The 22,406-nt window shown below is 72.6% G+C and carries 18 protein-coding genes; 12 read left to right on the plus strand and 6 right to left on the minus strand.

Annotation, left to right across the window (positions count from 1 at the left end; translation table 11 throughout):
* Positions 1–436: 436 nt before the first annotated feature.
* Entirely contained in the window at positions 437–964 is a 528-nt protein-coding gene (locus tag ABZ836_RS18785) for a DUF1062 domain-containing protein (RefSeq protein WP_361143523.1), read from the minus strand.
* 301 nt (positions 965–1,265) lie between these two features.
* On the opposite strand from ABZ836_RS18785, the gene ABZ836_RS18790 reads away from it, so the two are divergent.
* A complete protein-coding gene (locus ABZ836_RS18790) occupies positions 1,266–1,640 on the plus strand; it encodes a VOC family protein (protein WP_361143574.1) in 375 nt (124 codons plus the stop codon).
* Between the two features lie 441 nt (positions 1,641–2,081).
* Entirely contained in the window at positions 2,082–3,179 is a 1,098-nt protein-coding gene (locus tag ABZ836_RS18795; RefSeq protein WP_361143526.1) for a hypothetical protein, read from the plus strand.
* A 9-nt stretch (positions 3,180–3,188) separates the two neighbouring features.
* Here ABZ836_RS18795 and ABZ836_RS18800 read toward each other — a convergent pair whose 3' ends face one another.
* Positions 3,189–4,427, minus strand: coding sequence for an MFS transporter (locus tag ABZ836_RS18800; RefSeq protein WP_356134838.1), 1,239 nt, complete (start codon positions 4,425–4,427; stop codon positions 3,189–3,191).
* A gap of 38 nt (positions 4,428–4,465) precedes the next feature.
* Between ABZ836_RS18800 and ABZ836_RS18805 the strand changes: the two genes are divergently transcribed.
* The 3 genes from ABZ836_RS18805 (at position 4,466) to ABZ836_RS18815 (ending at position 7,171) form a co-directional block, all read left to right on the plus strand.
* The gene (locus ABZ836_RS18805; RefSeq protein ID WP_356134840.1) at positions 4,466–5,056 is read left to right on the plus strand and encodes a CGNR zinc finger domain-containing protein; all 591 of its coding nucleotides are present in this window, start codon (positions 4,466–4,468) and stop codon (positions 5,054–5,056) included.
* Positions 5,057–5,450: 394 nt separating this feature from the next.
* Entirely contained in the window at positions 5,451–6,395 is a 945-nt protein-coding gene (gene bla, locus ABZ836_RS18810) for a class A beta-lactamase (RefSeq protein ID WP_361143529.1), read from the plus strand.
* A 191-nt stretch (positions 6,396–6,586) separates the two neighbouring features.
* Positions 6,587–7,171: a hypothetical protein gene (locus ABZ836_RS18815; protein WP_361143532.1), complete on the plus strand. Its 585-nt coding sequence runs from the start codon at positions 6,587–6,589 to the stop codon at positions 7,169–7,171.
* 143 nt (positions 7,172–7,314) lie between these two features.
* On the opposite strand, the gene ABZ836_RS18820 is transcribed toward ABZ836_RS18815, so the two are convergent.
* Both ABZ836_RS18820 and ABZ836_RS18825 read right to left on the minus strand, forming a co-directional pair.
* Positions 7,315–7,938, minus strand: coding sequence for a TMEM175 family protein (locus ABZ836_RS18820; protein WP_356134846.1), 624 nt, complete (start codon positions 7,936–7,938; stop codon positions 7,315–7,317).
* A 115-nt stretch (positions 7,939–8,053) separates the two neighbouring features.
* The gene (locus ABZ836_RS18825; protein WP_356134847.1) at positions 8,054–8,953 is read right to left on the minus strand and encodes a helix-turn-helix transcriptional regulator; all 900 of its coding nucleotides are present in this window, start codon (positions 8,951–8,953) and stop codon (positions 8,054–8,056) included.
* A gap of 103 nt (positions 8,954–9,056) precedes the next feature.
* Here ABZ836_RS18825 and ABZ836_RS18830 point away from each other — a divergent pair, with 103 nt between their 5' ends.
* Positions 9,057–10,580 (plus strand): MFS transporter, encoded by a 1,524-nt coding sequence (locus ABZ836_RS18830; protein WP_361143536.1) that lies wholly within the window; start codon positions 9,057–9,059, stop codon positions 10,578–10,580.
* A gap of 187 nt (positions 10,581–10,767) precedes the next feature.
* On the opposite strand, the gene car is transcribed toward ABZ836_RS18830, so the two are convergent.
* Entirely contained in the window at positions 10,768–14,196 is a 3,429-nt protein-coding gene (gene car / locus ABZ836_RS18835) for a carboxylic acid reductase (RefSeq protein WP_361143539.1), read from the minus strand.
* Positions 14,197–14,642: 446 nt separating this feature from the next.
* On the opposite strand from car, the gene ABZ836_RS18840 reads away from it, so the two are divergent.
* From ABZ836_RS18840 to ABZ836_RS18860, 5 genes are all read left to right on the plus strand, one after another.
* Entirely contained in the window at positions 14,643–15,815 is a 1,173-nt protein-coding gene (locus ABZ836_RS18840; RefSeq protein WP_361143542.1) for a 3-deoxy-7-phosphoheptulonate synthase, read from the plus strand.
* Positions 15,816–16,042: 227 nt separating this feature from the next.
* On the plus strand, positions 16,043–16,729 hold the full coding sequence (locus ABZ836_RS18845; RefSeq protein WP_361143545.1) for an isochorismatase family protein: 687 nt from the start codon (positions 16,043–16,045) through the stop codon (positions 16,727–16,729).
* Between the two features lie 38 nt (positions 16,730–16,767).
* Positions 16,768–18,660: an anthranilate synthase family protein gene (locus ABZ836_RS18850; RefSeq protein WP_361143548.1), complete on the plus strand. Its 1,893-nt coding sequence runs from the start codon at positions 16,768–16,770 to the stop codon at positions 18,658–18,660.
* A 125-nt stretch (positions 18,661–18,785) separates the two neighbouring features.
* Complete coding sequence (locus tag ABZ836_RS18855; RefSeq protein WP_361143551.1) at positions 18,786–19,463, plus strand: phosphopantetheine-binding protein; 678 nt, start codon at positions 18,786–18,788, stop codon at positions 19,461–19,463.
* Positions 19,464–19,476: 13 nt separating this feature from the next.
* The gene (locus ABZ836_RS18860; protein ID WP_356134860.1) at positions 19,477–20,406 is read left to right on the plus strand and encodes a 4'-phosphopantetheinyl transferase superfamily protein; all 930 of its coding nucleotides are present in this window, start codon (positions 19,477–19,479) and stop codon (positions 20,404–20,406) included.
* Between the two features lie 48 nt (positions 20,407–20,454).
* Here ABZ836_RS18860 and ABZ836_RS18865 read toward each other — a convergent pair whose 3' ends face one another.
* A complete protein-coding gene (locus ABZ836_RS18865; RefSeq protein WP_356134861.1) occupies positions 20,455–21,063 on the minus strand; it encodes a ScbR family autoregulator-binding transcription factor in 609 nt (202 codons plus the stop codon).
* A 209-nt stretch (positions 21,064–21,272) separates the two neighbouring features.
* Between ABZ836_RS18865 and ABZ836_RS18870 the strand changes: the two genes are divergently transcribed.
* Entirely contained in the window at positions 21,273–22,256 is a 984-nt protein-coding gene (locus tag ABZ836_RS18870) for a ScbA/BarX family gamma-butyrolactone biosynthesis protein (RefSeq protein WP_361143556.1), read from the plus strand.
* Positions 22,257–22,406: the final 150 nt, after the last annotated feature.

Below are 22,406 nucleotides of genomic sequence, written 5' to 3' on the forward strand. Positions count from 1 at the left end.
ACGGCGCACGCCCGGACGGATGGTCCACCACGGGGCAGTCGGTCCTCGGGCCGCGCGGCGGGAGCAGACCCGCCCGATACCCGCGCGCACGCGACGCAGTCGCCACACCGGCCATGCCGATGGCTCCCCCAGAGCCCCGAGACACCTCACGCCCCCGATCCGGCGCCCGCCCCCTGCCGTGGCCCGTCCCGCGGGGCGGACCACCACGGCCGACGACGACGCTCCCCATTACCTGGCGCTGAGCGAAACACGCCCTATCAGCCCAGGTCAAGAGCGCTGCGGCAAGCGCGGCGCCGACCGGCCAGGGCATGTGTCCGATTTCCGCCACGGGACCAGGCCGCCCGGCCGCGCGAACGGCACCGGGGGCCTGGCCCGTGCGCGCGGCCGGGCCCCCGGGTGGCCCGGTGACCCGGCGACGTCTCAGCGTCTCAGCGTCTCAGCGCTTCAGCGTGAAGGTGAAGTCGCCGGACGTCCGGCCGCCCGGACGGACCGCGGAAACGATCCGTCCGTCGGCGACCAGCCGTTCCACCTCGGCCCGCGACAGACCGCAGCCCTCGGAGATCAGCCGTACCGGCCGCAGAGGGATCCGCGCCGCGAAGCGGACCGAGACGTCGAGCACCTCGCGGTCCGGGGGTACGGGCCCGCCCGTGTCGAGGCGCCAGGCGCCGTCCCAGTCCAGGGAGAAGCGGTTGCGGCGCCGCACCACCGGGTCCTGGAGCAGCTCGGCCGCCAGGGTGGCGTCGTTGCCGTGCAGCCGGTCCAGGAGTCCGGGGCGTACGGAGCGCACGCTCGTCCGCTCGAAGAGCGTGAGTTTCGCCGTCCCTCCGCAGGAGGTGCAGAGGACGAGGAGCCAGGCGTCAAGGCGCTTGTGGTTGGCGTTGACGCGGAACTTGCCGTTCGCCCGGAAGCGCCCCGAGGCACAGGTGGGGCAGCGACGGAGGACGACCGGAAGGCAGGTGGGCATGACCACCCAGTTTTCGAGCACAGGAGTACACCGTTTCCCGTGAGAGGACCGCAGCAAGAAGGGGCGCGGCGCACAGGGCGACGCGCGACGATTCAGCGCTCGGGGGGTCTCACAGGGTGTACAACGGCGGTCCTTCCCGGGACGACGGGCCGCCCGCACGGTAGCGGCGTCCGGCAGCGCCGCGCCAACGATTTGTCGGCGCCGCCGCGGCGGCATGGCGCCCCGGGCGAGGGGTACGCCCTCCCGGACGCCCCGTCACGGACGGTGCGGACGGGAACCGACGAGGAACGGGGTGCCGAGGGTGATCCGCAAGCTGCAGGCGGTCGCGCTGGACTGCGACGACCCGGTGGAGCTCGCACGGTTCTACGCGGAGCTGCTCGGAGGCCGGGTGGTCACCGACCCGGAGGACGCCGACTGGATCGAGGTCCACGGATTCGAGGGCGCCCCGCTCGCCTTCCAGCGCGTGGACGGCTACCGGCCGCCCGAGTGGCCCGGACAGGAGCGGCCGCAGCAGGTCCACCTGGACTTCGACGTCGACGACCTCGACGGAGAGGAACAGCGGGCGCTCGCCCTCGGCGCGAAGGTGCTCGAGCGGACGGACCGGATCCGCCCGGGGGCCAACTGGCGGGTGTACGCGGACCCCGCCGGCCACCCGTTCTGCCTCTGCTCCCACTGAGGCTCAATCCGCACGAGGACCCGCACCCCGTTCCGCACCCGGACCCGCGTGCGGAACGTGGTGCGGAACGGAGTGCGGCACGAACCGGCTCAGCCGGTACGTGGTCGGCCCCGCCGCGCGCCCGCAGAACGTGTCCAGCCGCACCGCCGTCCAGTCGATCCCCGGCTCCGACCTCCTGAGCCGACGCAGGTGCTCGCGCCACTCCGCGTCGTCCTGCGTCTCGAAGCACACCACCCAGCGGCCCGCGCCGGGTGCGAAGCGGGCGGTGTCCCGCTCCGCCGCTTCCCTTTGCCTGCGTCGTCTCTTTCCCCGGCCCGGCACGGGCCCAGCATCCCCGACGCCTCGGCACGGCGCAAAGCCCCCGCGGAGCCACCGTAGATGGATGTATTATGCAATGAAAGTAGTTGTATTTGCCAATCACCTGAAGGGCTGGTCCCCTCCATGACCGCTTCCCCGGCCGCCGCCGCTCCGGGAGGAGTGCCCGCTCACGCGGCTCCCCGTCTGCGCGACAGCGTCGGACACGTCGTGCTGCACCTGCTGACCCCGCTCCTGATGTGCCTGGGGATGGGGCTCGCCTACCTCGGCGCCTTCCACGCCCCCGCGCCGCACGGCATGGAGGTCGCGGTCGTCGGAACCGGCACCCACGCGCAGGTCCTGGCGCAGACCCTGGAGGACAAGGCCGGGGACGGCCTCGACGTCAGGACCGTCCCGACACGCGCCCGCGCCGTCGACCGCCTGATGGACCGGGACCTCGCCGCCGCCTACGTGCCGTCCGCGAAGCACCCGGAGCTGCTGGTCGCCAGGGCCAACTCCGACACCACGGCCACCGTCGCCGAGGCCGTCTTCCGCGCGGTGGCGGCCGAGCGGCACGCCGTGCTCACGGTGACCGACGTGGCGCCCACCCCGGAGGGGGACCCCACCGGACAGGGTCTCTTCTTCGTCCTGGTGACGATCAGCATCGGCTCCTACGCGAGCGTCGCCGCCATCGGCGCGGCCGGCGCCGGCCTGCGGCTGTGGACCCGGGCCGCGATCGGACTCGCCACCTCGCTGGTGGTCGGCGTCATCGGCATCGTGCTGGCGGCCCCGGTCTTCCACATCGTCGAGCACGACCTCGCCGCCGTGTGGGGGATGGCGTGGCTCTACTCGGCGGGCATCATCGCGATCGGCGTCGGCCTGCACACGTTCCTCAAGCGGTGGACCACGCTGGCGATGATGACGCTGTTCGTGATGCTCAACTTCACGACGTCGGGCGGCATCTTCCGCCCCGAACTGCAGAACGGCTTCTTCGGGGCGCTCCACACCTTCTGGAACGGGGCGGGCTTCGTCGAGGGCGTCCGCAGCCTGCTGTACTTCCCCTCCGCCCCGGGCCTGACCGGCAGGATCGTCTCACTGGTCCTCTGGCTGGGCGTGGGTCTGGTCGCCCTCGCGGCGGCCGACCGGGCCGAACGGCGGGCGCGCCGGGCCGCCCGACCCGCACCCCTGCCGACGGCCGCGGAGCGGGACGCCGAGGAGGAGATGGCCGAGGCGGTCGCCGTGTGACGCCCCCTCTCACCGGCCGTCGTCCCCGCGGGGCGGTCGCCGGGGTAGCGCGAAGAACGCGGCGGCGGCGAGGATCGCGACGCCCGCCGCGAGGGCCAGGGCGCCCCGGAGGGACCAGGACGCCACCGGTCCGGCGACCGCCGCGCCCAGGGCGAAGCCGGTCAGCTTCAGGCTGGCGCCGGTGGTGAAGATCTGGCCCCGCAGGTTCTCCGGCGCCTCACGGTGGCGGACGGCGAAGAGGGCGGTCAGCTGCGGGCCCTCGCCGAGGCCCATGAGGACCATCGCCAGGACGAGCGCCGCGGGGTGGGCCCACAGCGCGGCGGCTGCCGCCGAGGCGGCCTGGACGCAGGCGGAGGCCCAGACGATCGTGTCGGGGGCGACCGCACGCGGGTGGCGGGCGAGCACCGCGTTGGCGGCCAGGGCGGACACGGCGGCGCAGGAGAGCAGCAGCGCCCCGCGGCCCGCCCCGCCCAGGACGCGTTCGCCCAGCAGGGGAACGCACGCCACCACGACGCCCTGGGCCGCACAGGAGACCACCGAAGTGAGGGTCGCCCGGGCCAGCGCGGGACGGCCCACGACGACCCGCAGCCCCGCGGCGAGGTCGCGGACCAGGGAGGCCGCCCGGATCCGGGACCCCTCCCCGACCAGGCAGGCCGCCGGTACCGCCCGCACCGCGCGCGGCCGCCCGGCACGCGCCGGCAGCCTCCACGCGGCGGGCGCCGCCAGCGCGATCAGCGCCGCGGCGACGACCACGGCCGCGGGGGCGCCCAGGGCCTCGGTCACCCCGCCGGCGAGGGCCGGACCGGCGAGCGCGGCAACGTCGAAGGTCATGGCGTCCAGCGCGTTCGCACGGGGCAGCCGGTCGCCCGGCAGCACCCGCGGGAGCTGGGCGGTCCAGCCGCCCGACAGCGCCGGCCCCAGCAGCCCGGCGAACACGGCGATCACCACGGTGACCGCGAAGGGCAGCCGCCCCAGCCCCACGAGGATCGCCACCAGCCCCGCCGCGTACAGGCCGAGGGCCACGGCCAGCAGGCGTCCCGGCCGCGGCACCCGGTCGAGGAACGCCCCGAGCAACGGCCCGCCGACGGCCGCGGAGACGGTGACGCCCGCGAGCAGCGCGGACGCCTCGACGGCCGAGCCGGTCAGCGCGAACCCCGCCAGCAGCAGCGCCGGCCCGGACATCTCGTCACCGGCACGGGCCGTCCCCGCCCCGGCGAGGTACCCGAGGAGTGCGTAACCCTTTTCCATCCACGAGACGTTACGGAGGTGACGCAAAAGTCGGCAAGATGCGTTACCTTCGCTCCGTGTCCTCCTCCCACCGAGACGACTGGTCCACCCGGCACTCCGTGCTGACGACGGCGCACCGGACCGCCGCCCTGGTCAACGTCCTCGCCGACGAACGTTCCACCCCGCACGAGGTCGCCGACGTGCTCCGCGCCTACGGCGAGGCCGAGCCCCTCGACCTCACGCCGGACGACGTCGCGGCGATGCGCGCCGCCGCCGTACCCCTCCGGCAGGTGTTCGCCGCCGACCACGTCGACGACGCGGCGACCGTGCTCAACCGCCTCCTGCGGGACCACACCGGGCGGCTCCGCCTGACCTCGCACGACGGCGACACCCCCTGGCACCCGCACCTCGACCACGACGACGACGCCCCCTGGGACGAGTGGCTCCTCGCCTCCTCCTGCATGGCGCTGACCGTCCTGGTCTGGGACCGGCAGCGCCCGCCCGGCGCGGTCTGCGCGTCCTCCCGGTGCGGCAACGTCTTCATCAGCCAGGGCAGCGGCCCCGAACGCCGCTACTGCTCCCGCCGGTGCGCGACCCGGGAACGCGTCGCCGCCCACCGCCGGGCCCGCTCGGCCGGCGGTACCCGGTAGCCGCCCGGGGGGACGTTCTTCGCCCGTCACCTCGCCGCCCTGGAGCCCTGGATACCGTCGGCGGCCCGGGGAGTGGACGCTGCTCAGGGCGATCGGAGGCTCGTTGACGCCCTCACCGGAGGCGCTGGCGCTGCTCGCCGCCCACGGCCGCACCCGCCGTCCGGAACGCGGCCACCCACCGCGTCCGGAACGCGGCCACCCGCCGTGTCCGGAACGCGGCCACCCGTCGTGGGGCAAGGGGCGCGCGACCGGCGGGTGTTTGACCGCGTCACCGTCCGGCCGGAAGGATGACCCCGACCACCATCCCCCTCGGACGGGGCCCGGGACCCGTTCGCCCCGTCGTCCGCCCGCCGCACCCCCCGCGTGCGGGCGGGGCGCTTCCGGAGGCCGGCCCATGCACCGTAACGCCGCACCGGTCCGCAGGCGCGTCCTGAACGCCGTGCTCGCTCCGCTCGTCGCGTTCGGCCTCCTCGCGACGGCCGCCTGCGGCGAGGGACAACCGCCGGCCGGCCCGCCCACGGCCGCCAAGGCGCAGCCGACGGCCGCTCCCGAGACGGCGTCGTCCACCCGGTTCGCCGCGCTGGAGCGCGAGTTCGACGCGCGGCTGGGCGTCCACGCCGTCGACACCGGAACCGGGCGCGAGGTCGCCCACAACGCCGACGAGCGGTTCCCCCACGCCTCCACCGTCAAGGCGCTGGCCGCCGGAGCCCTGCTGCGCGCGCACGCGCCGGGCGACCTGGACCGCACCGTCACCTACGACCGCGGCGACCTGGTCCCGCACTCCCCGGTGACCGAGCGGCACACCGGCACCGGGATGAGCCTGCGCGACCTCTGCGACGCGGCGCTCCGCGTCAGCGACAACACCGCGGCCAACCTGCTCCTCCACGAACTCGGAGGCCCCCGGGGCCTGGAGGCCGCGCTGGAGGAGATCGGCGACGACGTGACGCGGACCGAGCGGTACGAACCGGACCTCAACGAGTGGTCCCCCGGCGCCACGCGGGACACCAGCACGCCGCGGGCCCTGGCCCACGACCTGCGCGCCTACGCCCTCGGGGACGCCCTCGGCGAGGCGGAGCGCGCACAGTTCGTCCGGTGGCTGAGGGCGAGCACCACCGGCACGGAACTCATCAGGGCCGGGGTGCCTGAGGGCTGGGTGGTCGGCGACCGGAGCGGAGCCGGCAGCACCTACGGCACCCGCAACGACATCGCCGTGGTCTGGCCCCCCGACGCCGCCCCCGTCGTCGTGGCGATCATGTCGAACCGGCGGACGAAGGACGCCGACCACGACGACCGCCTGATCGCGGAGGCGGCGGCCGTGGTCGTCGACGAACTGTCGTAGCCGCCCGCCGACACCGTCCGCGCCCCGTCACCCCCTTCGTCGCCGCCCCGGTCGACGCCCCGTTCCCGCCTCGCCGCCGCCCCGTCCCGCCGTTCCGTTCCCGTCCCCCGCGCTGCTGTCGGAGGCGGGGGCCAACCTCGTGGGCATCGGCTCGCACCAGGTCGGGGCGATGCGGACGCAGGGGAGGGGCGATGGTGCGGGGCGAGCGGCTGGCGGCGTTCTCGCGGGAGCGGCTGGACGGAGCGGCGGTGCCGGAGGACCTGCGGATCCTGGCGACCGCCCAGTGGGAGGGGACCGGCCACCCCTTCCAGCGGTTCGGCATCACGGTGCTGGAGCCCGGTGAGCGGTACCTCCTGACGGACCACAGCTACCTCACCGAGCAGGACCGCCAGGACCCCGACATCATGGCGACCTGCGCGGCGTTCGAGCGGATGACGGAGTACCTGAAGGTCGTCGCCGTACACGAGGACGGCCTCTGCTTCGGCTACTGGACGCACCCGCGACAGCGGCAGGACGTGCCCCCGCCGGTCGTCATGGTCGACACCGAGGGCTCCTTCCTGGTGCAGGCCGGACGGACGCTCTCCGAGGCGTGCCTGGGCGAGATCGCCTACGAGGACGACGGCCTGTTCACCGAGGTCGCGGAGGAACTCGCGCGGCTGGGGATACCCGTGGCGGCGAGGTCCTGGGCGGACCTCGCCGAGGTGGTCGCGGACCCCGCACCGGAGGACGTCGTGGAGGAGCTGTACCGCGCGGAGCTGGAGCGCCGGACCGCGTGAGCCGGGAGCGGACACCGCGGGGCGGTAGCGGTGCCGGGACCGGTCGCCCTCGCCCGGTGCGCCCGGCGTAGGCCGCCCGCCGCTCCGGCGGCGGATCCGCGCCCGGTCCCGTCCGGTACGCGCACCCGCCGGTGATCAGCCCGTCAGGGCCCGGTGCGCCGTGCCGCGCGGGTGGCGTGCCGGTGGGCCAGCACGGAGAGGGGCACGGCGGCGATCCAGCTGTAGAGGGCTGCCACGGGGGAGAACTGGGCGATCACCACGGAGACGAGGAAGACGCCGGCCTGCGCGGGAAGGGGCGGCAAGGGCTTCCGGCGCCCCGGCTCCCGGGCGATGCGCACGGCCATCGCGTACAGCACCAGGGCGGCCGTGCCGATGACCACGCCGTACAGGCCGGGGCCGAGGGGACGGTCCCCGTAGTCGGCCAGCACCCTGGTCGGGAAGGGGATCAGGGAGATCAGCGCCAGGAAGGCCACGTTGCACCAGAAGAGGGTGCCGTTGATCCACTCCGCCTCGCGCAGCACCGAGTGGTGGGCCCGCCAGAACAGGGCGATCACGGCGGCGCTCAACAGGAAGGTCCCCACCTGGCCCAGCACGTCGCCGAGCGCGTCCGACAGGGCCTGCCCCCGGAGCCCGTCGGGCACGTCGATGTCGAGCACCAGCAGCGTCATGGCGATGGCCACCACGCCGTCGGTCAACGCGAGAACCCTGTGCTTCGGCAGGTACACCTGCTCCGGAGCGGCGGCCGTGTGCCCGTGACCCGTATCCATGCTCCCGTGGTAGCACCACCGCGGGCGACACCCCCACACCCGGCCGCCGGGACGCGCGTGTCGTCGCGGACCGGGAACGCCGCTCGCGGGCGTCCTCCGGCAGGGGCGCGGCGGCTCAAGGCCGCTCGGCCCGCCCGGTCCCGGCCCCTCCGGTCGTCGACTCCGGCTCGTCACCCCGGCCGCTCTGCTGGTGCAGCACGCGCAACGCGTCCGCGGAGGTCGCGTCGTTGGGCGTGTAGATCTCGACGCGGTGATCGGGGCTGTCGGGCTGGAGCCACACCTGGTAGTCCACGCTCACCGCCCCGACGGTGGGGTGCTGCAGGTGCATCGTCCCCGTTGTGCAGTCGGAGACGTCACCCGTCGCCCACATCGCGCCGAAGTCCACGCTGTTCATGCTGAGTTCGCCGATCAGCCCGGCGAGCCGGGCGTCCGTGGGATAGCGGCCCGCGGTGAGGCGCAGATAGGCGACGTGGACCGTGGCCAGGTCCGGCCAGTTGCGGTACATGTCGCGGGTGTGCGGGTCGAGGAAGAACATCCTCGGGATCGACGGACGCCCCTGCGGATCGCGTGGCGCCTCGAAGGGGACGTGCTCGGCGACCAGCGCGTGTCCCGTGCGGTTCCAGGCCAGGACGTCGCCGCGCCGGCCGAGCACCACCGCGGGCGTGGCCCCGCCCAGCGAGTCCAGGAGGGTCAGCACCCGCGGGTGGGGCTCCTCGCGGGGCGGTTCGGTCAGACCGGGCTTCACGGACTGCCGCGCGAGATTGTGCAGATGGGCGGTCTCCACCTGGTCGAGCCGGAGCACCCGGGCGAGCGCGTCGAGCACCTGCTCGGAGGCGGTCTCGGCCTGCCCCTGCTCCAGACGGGTGTAGTAGCCCGGGCTCACCCCGGCCAGCTGGGCGAGCTCTTCCCGTCGGAGACCGGGGACCCGGCGGGAGGTGCCGTAGGTCAGCAGACCGATCTCCGCGGGAGTGACCCGGTCACGGCGGCTCTTCAGGAACGTTCCGAGGCTCTCCATGCACACGAGCGTAGGGCGCCCGCCCGCTCCGTGGGTGTACCTGTCGGGTGTACCCACGCCATGGGGATGGCTGGCGGCGGCGCCGTCGTCGAAGGTCGGCACCATGACTCGACAGCACGCGAACAACGCACCCGGACCGCGGGCCTGGCTCGGGCTCGCGGTGGTCCTCGGCCCGGTCCTCCTCGTCTCCATGGACGGATCGATCCTGTTCCTGGCGATGCCCCGGATCAGTCAGGCCCTCTCACCCACCGCAGACCAGGCGCTGTGGGTCCTGGACATCTACGGCTTCGCCGTCGGCTCCCTGCTGGTCGCGTTCGGCAGCATCGGCGACCGCTACGGCAGGCTGAAGCTCCTGATGATCGGTGCGACCGTGTTCGGACTCGGCTCCGCCGGCGCCGCGTTCGCACCGACGCCCGAACTCCTCATCCTCTGCCGGGCGCTCATGGGCGTGGCCGGCGCGACCCTGCTGCCCTCGGCGCTGGCCGTACTGAGCGAACTGTTCCCCGACCCCCGGCGCCGGGCCCAGGCCATCGGCATCTTCGCCGCGGCCTTCGCCGCCGGCTTCGCCGTCGGCCCGGTCATCGGCGGCACCCTCCTCGGCCAGTTCTGGTGGGGCTCCGTCTTCCTCGTCAACCTCCCCGTCATCGCGGTCTTCCTGGTGTTCGCTCCGGTCCTCCTCCGAGAGGTCCGGTCGGGCGGGACGGGGCGCGTCGACCCGCTCAGCGTCGTGACCTCCGCCGGAGGCCTGCTGCTCACGATCTACGGCATCAAGCACTGGGCCGCCGACGGGATCTCCGTCCTCCCCGTGGCCACGATCGTCGTCGGCATCGCCGTACTGATCTTCTTCGGCCTGCGTCAACGGCGCCTCGACAACCCGCTGATCGACTTCTCCCTCTTCCGCGACCGGGTCTTCACCATCGCCGTCGTCACGGGCCTGCTGCCGCTGGCCGCGTGGTCGGCCACGGCGTACCTGGCCGGCATCTACCTCCAGTCCGTGCTGGGCCTCGGCGTCCTGCACGCGGCGCTCCTCGCCCTCCCGGGCGCGGCGGCCCTCACCCTCTCCTGCATCGTCACGCCGGCGGTCGTCGAACGCATCGGCAAGCGGGCCGCGCTCCTCCTGTGCCACTTCTCCATCGCGGCCGGACTGTTGCTGCTGCTGCCCACCACGGTCACCGGAGGGATCGGCTGGTACATCGCCTCGACCGTGATCGCCGGCCTGGGCTACGGCATCTCCTTCGCCGTCGTGGCGGACACCGCGGTCGGCGCGGTGCCCGCGGAGCGGGCGGGTTCCGCCGGCGCGATCGCCGAGACCAGCAACGAGATCGGCAACGCCCTCGGCATCGCCATCCTCGGCTCGCTCGCCGCGCTGCTCTTCCGCCTTCAGGGCCCGGACCTCGCCCCCACACTCGACGAGACGCTCCAGTTGCCTTCCCTCTCCGCACCCGTGATCCAGGACGCGAAGTCCGCCTTCGTCACCGGCCTGCACATCGTCGTGATCGCGGCGAGCCTTCTGCACGCCGCCCTGGGCGCCGCGGCTCTGCGCTGGCTCCCCAGGTCGGCACCGGAACAGGGGGCCACCGAGGCCCACCCGCGGCCCGCGGAGGAGCACGTGACGAGCAAGGCGTGACGGGCGGGCCGGCGACGCACCGGCCACGAGGTCCGACGAGCGAGGCCTCCGAGCCGTCGATCGGGATCCGGCATCCCGACGACGTCGCTCGGAGGCCTCGTCGGCCGACCGTCCCGCCGCGTGACCGCCGCGGGAGCGGCCGGAGTCCCGCGCCCGCTCCCCGGTCGCCGGGGAGCGGGCGTCGGGGTCACGGCGCTGTCAGATGCGCGAGGTCGTCGGCGTACTTCTCGATGAAGGCCGGCGTGAGCCGCGGGATCCCGCCCGTCGGGCCGATGCCCGCCTCCTCGGCCGCGGCCCGGAAACGGGCCGAGGGGATCGCGGACCCGTTGACGACGGCCTCCGGGCTGCGGTGGGCGTCCAGGAGCGGGAGGATCGAGTGCTTGCGCTGTGCTTCCGGGGCCGCGCGCAGAGCCGTCTCGAACCGGGCCAGCCAGTCGTCGTAGTCGTCGACGCGGTCGACGCGGTGCCCGGCCTCGTTCAGCCAGTCGACGAAGGTGTCGAGCGAGATGCCGTCGTCGTGCGGGTTGACCAGACTGTAGGTGCGGTACCCCGTGCGTGGCTCGCCGCCCAGAGCGACCACCGCCTCGGCGGTGAAGTCGACCGGGAGGCCGTCGTAGTGGGCGCGCTGCCGGTTCCCGGCGCTGTCGGTCGAGTAGAAGGAGTACGGGGCGATGCCCGTGGTCACGAGGCTCAGCAGCAGCCGCGTGAACATGTCGGTGACGTTCAACTGCCCCGCGTAGCGGGTGTGCGCGAGGATCATGTTGGAACGGAAGGTGGTGACCGGGAGCCCGAGCAGGTCGTGGGCCTCCCGCAGCAGCACCTCCCCGGCCCACTTGCTGGTCGCGTAGCCACTGGCGTAGCCGTCGTGGACCGGCTGGTCGGGGAGGGCCAGGCGGACGTCGGAGTCCTCGTCCAGGGCGCCGTCACCGGGCAACGAGGCGGCGACAGCGACGCTGGAGATGTACGTGAACGGCTTGAGCCGCTCCGTGAGGGCCAGGCGGATGAGCTCGGCGGTGCCCACCACGTTGGCGTCGAACAGGTGGTGGTAGGGCAGCACGTGGTTCACCAGCGCGCCGGCGTGGACGATCCGGTCCACCTCGCCGGACAGCCGCCGCCACACCTCGTCGCTCAGACCCAGCTGCGGCTCGGCCATGTCGCCGGCCACCACCTCCAGGTGGTCGTCCGCCAGTTCCTGGAAGGCCCGGGAGGCCTCGCCGTCCCCGCCTTCGAAGGCGTCGGTGAGCCGTGCGAGGGCCGCGGCGTCGTCGGCTCCGCGCACCACACAGACGAGCTTGCCGCCCACCGGGGCGAGCCGCTTCAGCCACTCCAGGCAGAGGAAGCGCCCGAGATAGCCGCTCGCTCCCGTGAGCAGCACGGTGCGCGGCCGACCGACGGCAGCGGGCAGTGTCCGGGCCGCTGCCAGGGTCTCCTCGTCGATGAACTTGTCGAGGGTGAGGTCCTCGGCGTGGACCCGGGTGCTGCCCTCGCCGTGGACCGACGCGAAGGTCGCTCCCCTCTGCCCGGTCGAGAGCTTCTCCTCGACGTACTGCGCGAGGCGTCGCAGGTCGGTGCCGGGACTGATGATCACGTCCACCGGGACGCGGATGCCGAAGACGTCGTGGAGGAGGTCGGAGAAGGTCGCCCCGGACAGGGAGTCCCCACCGATCTCCCTGAAGCGCGTGGTGGGGCCGACCCCGGACGCCGAGTTCGACAGCAGTGCCTGGGCGGCCCGCTGCACCGTCTCCAGGACCGGACGCTCCTTGCCACGGCTGCGCACCTCGCGCAGTTCGTCGTTCTCCCTGGTGGCGATGGCGGCGTACATGTCCTCGAGAACGTCGCGGTACTTCGCCAGGAGCTGGGGGCGCAGGAGCTTGCGGTGGTCCGAGAGCAAGCCGTTGGCCTGGCCGAACGGCTCCGTCTCGATGAGGTGGTCGCGCGGGATCTCGTAGGAGTTGAGGCCCACGTCCTTGGCGATCTCCTGGAACGACTCGCCGAGCAGTTTCTTGAGCGTCGTCCTGTCGTCGCCGTACTGCTGGAGGACGTCCGCGGTCGGGACGACCACCGCGAGCAGGTAGGACCGCTCGCTGTTGCCGTACACGAAGATCTGCCGGACCAACGGGCTGACGGCGAAGACCGCCTCCAGGCGCGAGGTGGCGACGAACTCGCCCTGGGAGAGCTTGAGGACGTTCTTCCGCCGGTCCACGACGACATGACGGCCCGGCTCGATCTCCGCGACGATGTCCCCCGTCCGGTAAAAGCCGTCCTCGTCGAAGATCTCCGCGTTCATCTCGGGCCGGTTGTAATAGCCGGGCACCATGGCCTCGGTCTTCAGCAGGAGTTCCCCGCGAGGGTGCGGTGAATCGGTCCCGTAGTAACCGAGCTCGGGAACGTCGACGAGTTTGTGATCGGTGACCGGCGGCTGCAGGAGTTTTCCGTCGACCGATACGGCAGCGGCCTCGGTGGAACCGTAGATGATGTGGACGTCGATCCCGAGAAGAGACTCGGTGAATTCCTTCAGTTCGGAGGAGAGTGGGGCGGAACCACAACTGGCCCATCCCACGCGACCGCCCAGAACGTTTTCGCGGATGTCCTTCTTCACTTCCGCCTCGATCTGATCCGTGACACCGTGGCCGGAAGCGGCGGTGCGGCGGTCGAGGTCGCTCCGGTACTTCTGGAAGAGCATTTCACACACACGCGGAACCAAGGAGATCTCGGTGGGCTTCGCGAGTGCCATGTCCTCCAGGAAAGAGGAAAGGTCGCTCTTCGCCGTGAAGTACGTGGTTCCGCCGCGCGCCAACGTGTTCTTCAACGAGGAATGCCCGGCGACGTGACTCATCGGCATGTAGTGGAGATTGGCCGCGTGCTCGTCCGAGAACAACTGCGACCAGGCGCCGCCCCACATGGCGCCGGCGAGGCGGTCGGTGTACATGGCCCCCTTCGGCGTCCCCGTGCTGCCCGAGGTGTAGATGAGCATGGCGAGTGGGTCCTCGTCGCCCTCGGGGTCGAACAGCGGCGCCGCGGGGCGTCCGGCCCCACGCTCCACCACCTCCCGCAGGAGGGCGATGTCCACGTCGCGCCCGAGCCCCCGCAGACGTTCCCGGGCCGCCGTGAACCTGGCGAACTGCTCGTCCACCGCGGGTTCGTAGTCGAAGAGCAGCAGGCTTCGCACCGACGGATTGCCCGCCGCCAGTTCGGCCGCCGTGTCCAGGCGCTCGATGCTGGTGGCGATGAGGACCGGCTCGGTCTCCCCGACGATCGCGTCGAGCTGGGACGCGGCGGAACTGGTCTGGAGCGGAACGCTCACCGCACCGAGATGGGCGCAGGCCAGGTCGACGGTCGTGTACTCGACACTGGCGAAGCCGAGAATCGCCACCCGGTCGCCGGCCCGGACCGCATACGCGGCGCTGTGATGCCATTCGCCCGCCACCGAACGGACGCGGCGCCACAGTTCGTCATAGGTGATCATGTCGTACCGGGGCAGCAGGCCAATACGAGTACGGCCCGTGCGGCTGTCCTTCACGATTTCCCTCGCCCGTTCTCCGAGGGCGGGGCGCCCTGCATGGCGCTCCATGGTTTCTGCCATTACTCGCGCTAAGCGCATGATGATTCTCCGCATCTCGTCAACGGAATACGCCCGTTCGCGACATCGGGGGGCGCGCTGCGATGCTAAGCACGGGCCGATCGAACGTCCGAGCGGATGCCCCGCGATCCATCAGGTCCGACCGGCCCGCCCTGCCGTGGGCGCACCGGGGGCGTTCCATCTGACGGACTACGTTGCCTCGGCTTGCCCGCCGGTCTTCGCGGAGCCGAACATGGCACTCGTTCGAGAGAAACCCCCGGCCGGCGACATGGGCGGCATCATTGCCGGGCCGAGGCGGCGAACAATCCGACGCCCGCCCGTTCACGGACTTCACGCCGCGAGCAATCCGCCGGCCGAGAAAAGGCCGAACGGCGCGGGAAATCTTCATGCGCAACCGCGCCCGCGCTTTCCGTCGCGACAGGGCGCATCACCAGGTCTGCCGACAGCCGGACACGCGTTTCCGGCCGATCCGAGGGAACCCAATGAGCGACATAGTCTCTTATCTCCGTTCCATGTCAGCACTGCAACAGCCCGACTGGGAAGGTGACCCGCAGCTCGAGAAGGTCCGCGCGGACCTGAGCCGCATGCCCGCCCTCGTGGACTCCGGAGACGTGCAACGGCTGCGCTCCCTGCTCATGGAGGCGGCGACGGGGCGCCTGCAGATCGTCCAGGCCGGCGACTGCGCGGAGGACCCCGCGGAGGCGAACCCGGCGGACGTGATGCGCAAGAGCGCCCTGCTCGACATTCTCGCCGGCACCATGCGCCTGGTCTCGGGCCGGCCGGTGCTGCGGGTCGGCCGGATCGCCGGGCAGTTCGCCAAGCCCCGCTCCTCCCCGACCGAGAAGGTCGACGGGCGGGACATCCCGGTCTACCGGGGCCACATGGTGAACCGCCCGGAGCCCGACCTCGAGCTGCGGCGTCCGGACCCCCGGAACCTGCTGTCCGGTTACCGCGCCGCCAGCGACATCATCCACTTCCTGGGCTGGCGCGGCACCGAGAGCGGGCAGGGCCTCGACGCCCCGGTCTGGACGAGTCACGAGGCGCTGTTGCTCGACTACGAACTCCCCATGCTGCGCCGTGAGTCGGACGGATCCCTGCTGCTGACCTCGACGCACTGGCCGTGGGTGGGGGAGCGGACCCGGCAGCTCGACGGCCCGCACATCGCCCTGCTCGCCGCCGTCTCCAACCCGGTCGCCGTCAAGGTCGGTCCCACGATGACGCCCGACGAACTCCTCGTCCTGTGCGACCGCCTCGACGCCCAGCGCCGTCCCGGCCGGCTCACACTCATCGCGCGGATGGGCGCGGCGAACGCGGCCCGCGTCCTTCCCGGTCTGGTCAAGGTGGTGCGCGACGCGGGACATCCGGTGCTGTGGCTCTCGGATCCCATGCACGGCAACACGGTCAGCGGCCCCGAAGGTGCCAAGACCCGCTACGTGACGACCGTCGTGCAGGAAATGACCGCGTTCCAGCAGGCCGTGACGGAGAACGGCGGGGTGGCCGCCGGGCTCCACCTGGAGACCACGCCCGAGGCGGTGACCGAGTGCGTGCACGACGCCGGCGGGATCGGGCGCCTGGGTGAGAAGTACCTGAGCTTCTGCGACCCGCGGCTCAACCCCCAGCAGGCGGTCGAGGTCGTCTCGGCCTGGCGCGGCTGAGCCGGTTACCCGGCACCACCGCGCCCAGGGCCCTGTCGCCGCCCCCCACCCCGCCGCGACGACGGGGCCCGCCCCCCTGCACCCCCACGCTCCCTTGCACCCCCACGCCCCCCCACACGCCGCTGCGCACTTGCACCCCCACGCCCCCCACACGAGCCGTCGCGCACTCCAGCGCGCCACTCGGCCACCACCTCCGCCCACCCTCCACGGAGAGGACGTCACCGCCCATGCCCCACATACCCCCCGTCGAGCCGTATCCGATGCCCGAGGAAGGAGACCTTCCCGGCAACACGGTGAGCTGGGTCCCCGATCCTCAGCGGGCCGTGCTGCTCCTGCACGACATGCAGGAGTTCTTCCTCAGGCCCTTTCCCCGCACCGGCGAACCCGGCGGCTCCCTGACCGCCAACGCCACGCTGCTGCGGGAGCGTTGCGCGGATCTCGGCATACCCGTGGCCTACACCGCGCAGCCCGGAGGCATGTCCCCCGAGGAGCGCGGTCTCCTCCGCGACTTCTGGGGTCCGGGCATGGACGCGACCCCGGAGCACCGCAGGATCGCCCCCGGACTCGAGGCCCGGCCCGGCGACTGGACGTTCACCAAGTGGCGGTACAGCGCCTTCCACAAGTCCGACCTCCTGGAGCGCATGCGCCTCCACCGGCGCGACCAGCTGATCGTCTGCGGCGTGTACGCGCACATCGGTGTCCTGATGACCTCGGTGGACGCCTACACGCACGACATCCAGCCCTTCCTGGTGGCCGACGCCGTGGCCGACTTCTCGGCCGACGACCACCGGCTCGCCCTGGACTACGTCGCACGGCGCGCCGGCCGGGTGCTGACGACCGCCACCGCGCTCGCCGAACTCGGCGCGCCCGCGAAGGTGCCGACAAGCGCCGCCGGGACCGGGAGTGCCCGGTGAACACACGGCACGCGGCGCACGCGCAGAAGGGAAACACCATGGCATCACCGCCTGAGACACCCGAGCTCCTGGCCCGGATCCTCGACGGCGGCGCGGACGACTTCGCGCTGCTGCATCGACCGGAGCGTGCCGGGGCCGACGTCCTGGAGATCCTGATCGGCGACGTCACGGAGGTCACCGCGCTCAAGGACCTGCCGCTCGCCGAGGATTCCGGGCCCGGCGCGGGACACGACCTGCTGGTCCTGGTCCCGTACGGGCAGCTGACCGAGCGGGGCTACCTGGCGCACGACGACGGTGAGCCGTTGCTCGCCATGTCCGTGCGTGAGCAGGCCGCCGTGCCGCTGGGCGAGACCCTGCCCATGATCCCCGGCAGGCCCGTCAAGTTCGTCGACGGGGAGTTCGACGTCTCGGACGCGGACTACGCGGACATCGTGCGCCGCGTGATCGAGGCCGAGATCGGCACGGGCGAAGGGGCCAACTTCGTCATCAAGCGTTCCTTCACCGCGCAGCTGCCCGACTTCTCCCGGGAGGCCGCCCTGTCCGTCTTCCGGCGCCTCGTCGAGCGCGAGGCCGGCGCCTACTGGACCTTCCTCGTGCACGTGGACGGGCGCACGTTCCTCGGCGCGACACCGGAGCGGCACATCAGCGTGCACGGCGGTGTGGCCGTCATGAACCCCATCAGCGGCACCTACCGGTACCCCGCGGACGGCCCCAGTCTCGACGGTGTCCTGGAGTTCCTGGCGGACCGCAAGGAGGCCGACGAGCTCTACATGGTCGTCGACGAGGAGCTGAAGATGATGGGCCGGGTCTGCCCGTCGGGCGCCCGGGTCGTCGGCCCGTACCTCAAGGAGATGGCGCGCCTGGCCCACACCGAGTACTTCATCGAGGGCAGAACCGATCGCGACGTCCGCGACATCCTCCGCGAGACGCTCTTCGCCCCGACGGTGACCGGCTCACCGCTGGAGAACGCCGCCAGGGTGATCCACCGCTACGAGCCCGCCGGCCGCGGTTACTACAGCGGGGTCGCCGCCCTCATCGGCCACGACGCCGCGGGGGAGCGCACCCTCGACTCGTCGATCCTCATCCGCACGGCAGACATCGACGCGGCCGGCCGGATGAGCATCGGGACGGGCGCGACCCTGGTGCGCCACTCGGACCCCATGTCCGAGGTGCGCGAAACCCGGGCCAAGGCCGCTGGGCTGCTCGCGGCGCTCGGCGAGCCCGAGCCCGTCCGGTTCGGCTCCCACCCGGAGGTCCGCGCGGCACTCGACCGGCGCAACGAGGGGATCGCCGACTTCTGGCTGCACGGTCCCGGCGAGCCGGCCGCGGGGGAGCAGACCCCGTCCGGACAGAAGGTCCTGATCGTGGACGCGGAGGACACCTTCACCGAGATGATCGCCCACCAGGTGCGTGCGCTGGGGTACGAGGTGACGGTGCGGCGCTTCGACGAGCCGTATGACGCGGACGGGCACGATCTGGTGATCCTGGGGCCCGGACCGGGAGACCCGCGCGACACGGACCACCCCAAGATCGCCCACCTGCGGGACGCCGCCACCGCCCTGCTGGCGCGGCGCCGGCCCTTCCTGGCCGTGTGCCTGAGCCATCAGGTGCTGAGCACCCTCCTGGGCCTGCCGCTGCACCGCAGGCCGGTGCCCAACCAGGGAGTGCAGCGCGAGATCGACTGGTTCGGCGACCGCGCGCGGGTGGGCTTCTACAACACGTTCTCCGCCCGTGCCGAAACGGACGAGATCGACCATCCCGTGCACGGGCGCGTGAGGATCAGCCGTGATCCGTCGACCGGTGAGGTGCACGGCCTGCGGGCCGCCGACTTCGCCTCCATGCAGTTCCACGCGGAGTCCGTGCTGACCCAGGACGGCCCGGGCGTCGTCGCGGCGCTCCTCGCGCACCTGGCCGCCGCGCGCGTCGGCTGACCTGACCTCCCGGGCCCGGCCGCGTCGCCGGGCCCGGGAGCGCGGCAGCCCCATGAGCGTGGCCTCCTCGTTCCACCAGGCCGTCCCCCCCCCCGTACAGACACTTCGGATTTTGGAGAGCACCCATGACCCCCGTCGACCATCCCCTCGCGGACACGGCACCGACAGCTGTGGTGGCCGAGCTCGTGCGAGGACTGGCCCACGTGCTCAAGGTGGAGCCCGGGAGCATCGACCCCGGACAGCCGTTCCGCGCGCTGGGCGTCGGATCGATACCGGCCGTGCAGTTCGTGTCCTTCGTCAACCACCGTTACCGGACCGGCCTCCGGACCACCTCGCTGGCCGAGTACCCGACCCCTCTGATCCTCGCCGGCCACGTGGCCCGGGAGGCCGGCAACAGGCGCGAGGACGCCCCGCCGGCCGGGGAGCAGAGGGACACCGACCCCGGGCCCGGCGTACGGGAGGTCCTCGACGTCCTGCGTGAGCGGCTGGCGGACATCCTGGGGTGCGAGGCGACCGCGGTGGACGTCACGGCCCCGTTCGCGCTGCTGGGCGTGGACTCCATCCGTGCGGCGAAGCTCGTCGCGGTCGTCAACGAGACGTACGGATTGAACGAGCGCGTCGTCACCCTGTCCGAGCAGCCGAACCTCCTGGCGACGGCCGCCCATGTGGCGGACGCCGCCCGGAAGGGCCGGTCCCCCTCCGCCGACCGGGTGGCCGAGGGCGTGGGGGCGCTTCTGGACGCGGTGCGCGACGGCCGGCTCTCCGTGGACGAGGCGGTCACCCGCCTGCCGCAGTGGGTGTGAGCGGGCGAGGACGATGGACGAACGAGACATCATCACCCGGTTCACGGCCGGACTGCTGGAACACGGACAGGCCGTGCGTCTCCTCCTGGAGCGAAGCGCGACGATCGGCCGCACACCGCCACCCGAACGCCTCCCCGGCGGGGAAGCGACGGCGCCGGCGCGGACCGAACCCGTCAAACTCTGGTTCTGCTCCAACGACGAGCTCGCCCCGGACCTCGCCGACACGCTGGCCCGGCATTGGCTGGACCGGGAGGAACAGGAGATCGCGGGCCGCTTCCTGTTCGCGTGCGACCGGCGCCAGTACCTCGTCGCCCACGCGCTCGTGCGCCGGGTCCTCGCCCTGGAGAGCGGCCTGCCCGAGGCGGAGGCCGTCATCCTGCGCTCCCGGCGGGGACGGCCGTATCTGCGCCGCCCCGACCACGGGCTGCCCCGCGGGGGACCGGGGCTGGACTTCAACCTGTCCCACGCCGGCGGTCACAACCTGCTCGGCGTGGTGAGCCGGCACCGGATCGGAGTGGACGTGGAGCGGGTCGACCGCGGCGAGCAAGGGCTCGAGGCCATCGTCGACACCTTCGCGCGCGAGGAGCGGGACTGGGTGGCGCGGGCCGCGCCCGGCCGCTCCCGGGACTGCCGGACGCTGCGGCTGTGGACGCTGAAGGAGGCGTACTCCAAGGCGCGCGGCCTCGGTCTCGCACTCCCCTTCGACAGCTTCGTCTTCACCCTGCACGAGGAGCGGGGGGTCCTGCACTTCCGGCCACCCGAGGACGAGGAGGCGCTGCCGTGGCGGTTCCTGGAGCTGGAGCCGGAGCCCGGGGTGCTGGCGGCCGTGGCGCTCCTGGCCGACGGCGGGGTGTCGCCCGTTCTTCAACTGCACCGCGGGTTCCCCTGGGGCCGGGAGGCGGCCGAGGTGCTGGAACTGCCGGAGCCGGTCCTCCACCGCTGACGCCGGACGCGGCGGGGTTCCGGGCGGCACGGGCGAGCCGCGACCGGGTCAGGACTCGCCGTGCCACGGCGCGAGGTCGATGCGGGTCAGCGCGCCGGGCGTGGCGATCCCCGGGAGCAGCAACCGCCACATCTCCAGGGTGCGCTCCGGCAGATCCTCGCGCCCGTTCACCAGCTGCGCGTACAGCTGGACGCCCGTACACGCGCTGACGATGAACTCGGCCACCCGCGCCGGGTCGGTCCGGGGCAGCAGCTCGCCGCTCTCGCGCGCCTCCAGCAGACACTCCTCCATGATGTCCCGCCACTGCTCGAAGGAGGTGATGTCATGGACGCCGAAACTGCCCTGCTCCACCGAGAGCCGGACGCCGGCGCGAAGCAGCGGATCGTGCAGGAGCTGCTGTGCCCACACCCGGGTGATGTCCACCAGTCGCTGCAGCCCCCGACTGTCGAGGTGCGGCTCGATCGTCTGGGGCTGCGCCTGCATGACCGCCTTGGCGATGCCCTCCTTCGACTCGAAGTGGAAGTACACGGCCCCCACGGTCAGACCGGCGCGCTTGGCGATCTTGCTGAGTCCCGTGCTCGCGTACCCACACGCGTCGAACTCCTCCGCCGCCGCCCGAAGCAGCAGTTCGCGCGTCCGAAGTGCTCGTTCCTGCATTTGACGTTCCACGCTGAGCCCCGCTTGCTGATCGAAGTTAAAAGCTAGACAAAAAAAAGAATAACGCTTATGTTATCTCGCGCTGCCTACGCCGTCCAGGCAGGTGCGCTCATCCGGCCTTCGTGTACGCCGCGCCGGAACGACCGCACCGGCGCGTGTGCGCGGCATGCCCGAGTGCGCTTCGTGTCCGTACCTTCCAGGGAGTACAAATGCCAAGCACAAGCAGCACTGCCGCCCTCGCTCCGCGTCCGGTGTTCGTGTCCGGGGAGCTGGTGCACAAGACCCGGTCCGCCGAAGTGCTCCTGACCGGCTTACGGTCCGAGGGGGAGAACGCGTTCGTCGTCTCGGCCCACTGGCCCGAGGCGCACGGGTGCTACACGACCGGACCGACCGCGCTCGACCCGCTCCTGCTGATCGAGACGGTACGTCAGTCACTGCCCCTGTTGTGCCACAGCGCCTACGGCGTACCGCTGGGGCACCGTCTCCTCTGGGACACCTTCGGTTACGAACTGACTCCCGAGGCGCTGCTTCCCAGAGACCGCGCGGGAAGACTCGAACTCCGCGTCACCTGCCTGGAGTCCGTCCGCAGGGGCAGCCGGGTGTCGGCCCTGACCCTGCTGATCTCCGTGGTGCAGGGCACGCGACGCCTCGCCGAGTGCACCACGCGCCTGACCGTGCAGTCCCCGGTCGTCTACCAGCGGCTGCGGGCCGGATACGGGAACCCCGACGTCGTCACCGCCCTGCCGGCCGCCCCCGCCGCGGCCGTCCCGCCGTCCGCCCTGGGGCGCACGCGGTGCCGTGACGTGGTTCTCAGCCCGCTGGGCGGCCGTGGCTGGCGGCTGCGGGTGGACACCACGCACCCCCTCTTCTTCGACCACCCGCTCGACCACGCGCCGGGCCTGCTCCTCCTGGAGGCCGTCCGCCAGACCGCTCTGGTGCTGCCTTCCGAGCGCCCCCTGGCCGTGACGGCCGTGGAGACCTCCTTCCGCCGGTACGTCGAACTCGACGCTCCCTGCCGGATCGAGGCGCGGTCGTGGGACGCGTCCCCGGACGGACACCGCCGCGCGGTCGTCGCCATGTGGCAGAACGGTGTCCAGTGCCTCTTCTCGACGGTGCGGTTCGCACGGGCTGCCGAGCCGAGCTCCGGCGTTCTCGCCGGCGTCGGCGCAGGCCCGGCGCCGTTCCCGGGGTAGGGCGCGCCAGGGGCCGGACCTCGGCCCGCGGCGACATCGCCCCGCCGGGCGTCGAACCGCCCGGCGGGGCGAAACGCCGCGCGGTCGCCGTGCGGTCGGTCCCCTTGTTCCTCGGCCACCAGGAAGCGGTCCGCGCCACCCGAGGGTGGC

This window comes from Streptomyces sp. NPDC047130 (genome assembly GCF_040643475.1).
GTDB lineage: Bacteria > Actinomycetota > Actinomycetes > Streptomycetales > Streptomycetaceae > Streptomyces.